The organism is Anaeromonas gelatinilytica, from assembly GCF_016820635.1.
GTDB lineage: Bacteria > Bacillota > Clostridia > Tissierellales > SIT17 > Anaeromonas > Anaeromonas gelatinilytica.
The window spans coordinates 1-4,047 of the sequence record NZ_WSFU01000098.1 but is presented as its reverse complement, the minus strand read 5'-3'; the positions used below and the strand labels follow the sequence as shown (position 1 = coordinate 4,047).

General features: G+C 34.0%; 5 protein-coding genes. 3 read left to right on the top strand and 2 right to left on the bottom strand.

Annotated features, from left to right (window positions below; all coding sequences use genetic code 11):
• Nucleotides 1-317 precede the first annotated feature (317 nt).
• The 3 genes from GOQ29_RS14620 (at nucleotide 318) to GOQ29_RS08295 (ending at nucleotide 2,662) form a co-directional block, all read left to right on the top strand.
• Entirely contained in the window at nucleotides 318-509 is a 192-nt protein-coding gene (locus tag GOQ29_RS14620; protein ID WP_252187559.1) for a hypothetical protein, read from the top strand.
• Nucleotides 510-677: 168 nt separating this feature from the next.
• Nucleotides 678-1,247: a TetR/AcrR family transcriptional regulator gene (locus tag GOQ29_RS08300; protein ID WP_203372189.1), complete on the top strand. Its 570-nt coding sequence runs from the start codon at nucleotides 678-680 to the stop codon at nucleotides 1,245-1,247.
• Between the two features lie 77 nt (nucleotides 1,248-1,324).
• Nucleotides 1,325-2,662: an MATE family efflux transporter gene (locus GOQ29_RS08295; RefSeq protein ID WP_203372188.1), complete on the top strand. Its 1,338-nt coding sequence runs from the start codon at nucleotides 1,325-1,327 to the stop codon at nucleotides 2,660-2,662.
• Between the two features lie 392 nt (nucleotides 2,663-3,054).
• Here GOQ29_RS08295 and GOQ29_RS14615 read toward each other — a convergent pair whose 3' ends face one another.
• Together GOQ29_RS14615 and GOQ29_RS08290 are read right to left on the bottom strand one after the other, a co-directional pair.
• Nucleotides 3,055-3,258, bottom strand: coding sequence for a hypothetical protein (locus tag GOQ29_RS14615; protein ID WP_252187558.1), 204 nt, complete (start codon nucleotides 3,256-3,258; stop codon nucleotides 3,055-3,057).
• Nucleotides 3,245-3,754, bottom strand: a complete 510-nt coding sequence (locus GOQ29_RS08290) for a helix-turn-helix domain-containing protein (RefSeq protein ID WP_350445996.1) — start codon at nucleotides 3,752-3,754, stop codon at nucleotides 3,245-3,247. The genes GOQ29_RS14615 and GOQ29_RS08290 overlap by 14 nt, the downstream gene beginning before the upstream one ends.
• Between the last annotated feature and the right edge of the window lie 293 nt (nucleotides 3,755-4,047).

The following is a 4,047-nucleotide window of genomic DNA, read 5'->3' as shown; positions in this document are numbered from 1 at the left end:
GAATGAATAAAAACCTACATTCTTAAATGAGCAAAAGTTTACATTTTTATATTGACGTTTATATTTTTTGATATAGCCTTAATTATTTCTTTCTCTGTTTATATAAATTGTTGTTCTGGTAGGTTACTGTTCTTCTTGTTTGTTTCTATCCGTTTGCAAGACAGGGCATAAGCCACCATGACTTATGGGCTTATCCGTTTTGCAGACAGAACTTGCTCCAATTCCACAGGTAAGGAAAAAGTGAAGTGGCTTGTTATAAAAAGTAATGTTCTGTTTATCAATGAATGAAATTCACTCATTGACATTTTGATTGTGTAGTGTTACACTATTCTTTGAAAGAGGAAAGTAAAGAAAAGTCAAAAGCTGCTTTTAATAAGCAAGCTGTCACTTATGACGAAGATATAAAAGGACAACATGCAAGAAATCTTTACCCTGCTTTATTAAAAAAGTTGTCAACACTTGAATACCATGTGGTTCTGAATTTAGGTTGTGGAACGAGAGCAGGGTAATTATGAATGCTTTTATGCGATTTAGCAATGAGTGAGATGTCAAAATATATTCGGAACGTGAAATATGCAGTATGTCAGATTTATATTTTCATGATATTGTTTGGCAGAAAGTAAACCATACCTCATTTATTGTTTCCGCAACAAAATAATCAAATTTGGAGGTACAAAATGGCTCGTATTACAAAAGAACCCGAAGTGAGAAAGCAGGAAATATTAGATGCCGCTATGGTTCTGTTTTATGAAAAAGGATATAAAAAAACATCTATGACCGATATAGCGAATAAAATAGGAGTTGCTCAAGGACTGTGCTACCGCTATTTTCCATCAAAAGAAATTTTGTTTGACTGCTCAATACAAGAATACGCACAAAGGTTAGCAGATAAAATGAAGCTTATTCTTTGCGATGATAGTCTGACTCTGAAACAAAAGTTGGAGCAAACGCCCTCTTATATTGACTTTGAAAAAGAGGATAGTATCAGCTATAAATTATTTCACAATGAAAACAGCAAGAGAATACATGACCAATTGTCTATGAAAGTCTGCGAAGTTATGGTTCCCGTGGTCGCAGAACTATTCAGGAAAGCGAATGAAAATGGAGAGATACATTTGCCCGATCCCGAAACAGCAGCTTCCTTTGCTGTATATGGACAGTTGGGAATCCTATTGAACGAGCAAATACACAGTAAAGAAAAGATAGTAAGAATTAAAGAATTTCTAAAATTTATTTTGCAAGTATAGCCTTAACCCTGCTTTTGAGAGCAGGGTTAAAAATCAAATTATAAATGAATGGTGTTCATTCAAAAAAGGAGAATATTATGATTTCAAACATTGATTTTATTAACGATAACACAAGAAAATCTTTTATTAAAATGTCATTGCCGATGATGGCCGCTATGTTTTTGAATCTGGCTTACAACATCATGGACAGTATTTGGGTAGGCAATTTATTGGGCGAAACGGCTATGGCCGCTTTAACTTCTTCAACGCCTGTTATATTACTGCTGACTGCAATCGGAATGGGAGCAACCAACGGTCTTTCCATTATCCTATCTCAAAAAATAGGTGCTGGGGATAAAAAGCAAGTGGATAGCTTGGTTACAACTTCGTTTGTTTCAGCATTATTGTTTTCCGTTGTTTTAACGATTGTATTAGAGTTAGGATTACCCACAATTTTAAATTGGCTAAATACACGTTCCGAAATTTTCGATATGGCCTATGATTATCTGGCAATCTATTTACTTGGTTATATTTCAACCTTTCTCTATTTATATTTTGCCGCACTTTTACGGAGCTACGGAAATACATCTTTGCAAGCAATATCCATTTTGATTTGTACTATTTTGGATTGTATTTTGAATCCCATATTCATCAGGTGGATTGGATTTAACGGAGCGGCAATCACAACGATTGTTTCAGAAAGCATTTCTGTTTTGATTTTGGTTATTTATATGATCAGAAAGAAGATGTTTTCTCTGCATTTCTCGATGATTGATTTTCATTTCATTCCACCTATGGTGAAAAATGCTTTGCCGTCTATTGTACAACAGAGCATCCCTGCCATCAGCACCAGTTTTCTAACAGCAGTTATCAGTGGGTTTAGTGTTACAGCGATTGCTGGCTACGGCATTACCGGAAAACTGGAAACGATTCTTCTTTATCCAGCTATGGCGTTTAACATGGTAATGACAACAATTATTGGTCAATGTATTGGAGGAAAACGTGCTGATAGGGCAAATGAATATCTAAAATGTTCAATCTTCAACGGGGGTGCTATCGTATTAGGGTTATCAGTTATAGTAGTTATCTTTGCGAAACCGCTGTCAAGATTATTTGTGAATACTTCTGGTGTGGCCGAATTAGTTTCCATGTATTTTCTGATTGTTGGTGTAGGTTATGTATTCAACACGATTACGAACTGTTTACTAGGAACCATTAATGGCATGGGAAAACCTACTGTAGGTATGCTGCTAATGACGTTTTATTATCTTGTTGTTCGTATGCCCTTGGCTTGGATATTATCAAAATCTTTCTTAGGTCTTGATGGAGTTTGGCTTGCTGTTCTAATCAGCCATATAGTCGCTTGCCTTTCTGCTACACTGTACTACTTGATTTACAGAAAGAAAAGTCAAATTAAAGCTAACAACATTGTTTAGGAATCGTGTATTTATCGCAAATCCATTATAATATCGTGAGTTTAGTTTTAAAAAGCACAGTTATGATAACTATGCTTTGAAATTACTCTTTATTTATCAATAAACTGATTGGCTTTTTCTCTTTAAAGTTGTAGATTCCCTTTGATTCGCACTAAATACTTTTTGTGGGGCGTGTTTTGTTTTTTTGTCTATAATCTTTTAAATGCAAAACTTCTCTAATATGCTATTTTCTTGTTGCTCCAGAAAATGATATCAAAGAAATAGAAAGTGACGGCATTTTATCAACCACATTGTCTGTTGCAAAATATCAGAGGCCAAATGATGGTTATTTATATACTCAATCAACAATGTATCTTCGGCAAATAATTATTAAACTGATAAAGTTGAAAATATCATTCCTCAAAAGACAAATTTTTTGGGTAATCTGGAAATACTTCATTAGGAATAAATTCGGTGGTTGGTGTATTGTAATTCACTTCTTGAAAATTGACATTGTCCAGCCACACCTGTCCTTTACCAGTTATATCTTGAGTTTTTACGAAACCGGAAAAACAAACTCTCTTACCCAAAAAGTTTTTAGCACTAAACTGTTGCATATTCTCCAACTTCAAATACATCAGCGACGGATTTTATCGTTGCTGATTTTGTTCCCGTATTACAAGTGTTATGGTCAATATTTACTTCATATTTTTCGGGGGTTGTTCCAGTAATAATCCATTCTTTGATCTGTGTTTTATCATTCATTTTGTTTCCTCCTGTAATTAAATTTCTAATAGTTGTTCTATATCTGCCTGGCGGTAATTGATAGATACTTTTAAACGCTCTTGTAAAAGCCTCTTGTGACTCAAAGCGAAAATTTAAGGCTATGTCAAGTATAGAAACACTTGTGTTAAGCAGAATAGATGCAGCACTTGCGAGTCTACGTTTCCTAATATAATCATAAATTGACATTCCGACTTCTTTTTGGAATGTTCTGTGAAAATAAAATTTTGAAAATCCTACTACATTGGCAATATCATCTAAAAATAATTCTTCGCATAAATTCATTTCAATGTAATTTATTGCTGCTTGAATCTCCTTACTGTGCGTCACTAACTTCACCTCCTGCAATTAGTATTATAGCATGACATACTTTTTTGTTTTTGATTAATCTTGCTTTGTTTTCAAAAAATCTTACATTCGATTAGTTGATTATCTATCTTGTTTTTGGTATTTGTCGGCGGCTCCTTAATATCCTGCTTATGAATATTTTAATTGCAAAACTTCTCTAACATGCTATTTTCTTGTTGCTCCCGAAAGTAATATCAAAGAATGTTGTTGGTACTTTCGGGAAGCATATTTTTTCAAAGCTCAAAAGTCCACCTTGCCGATGAATTTATGAAAAA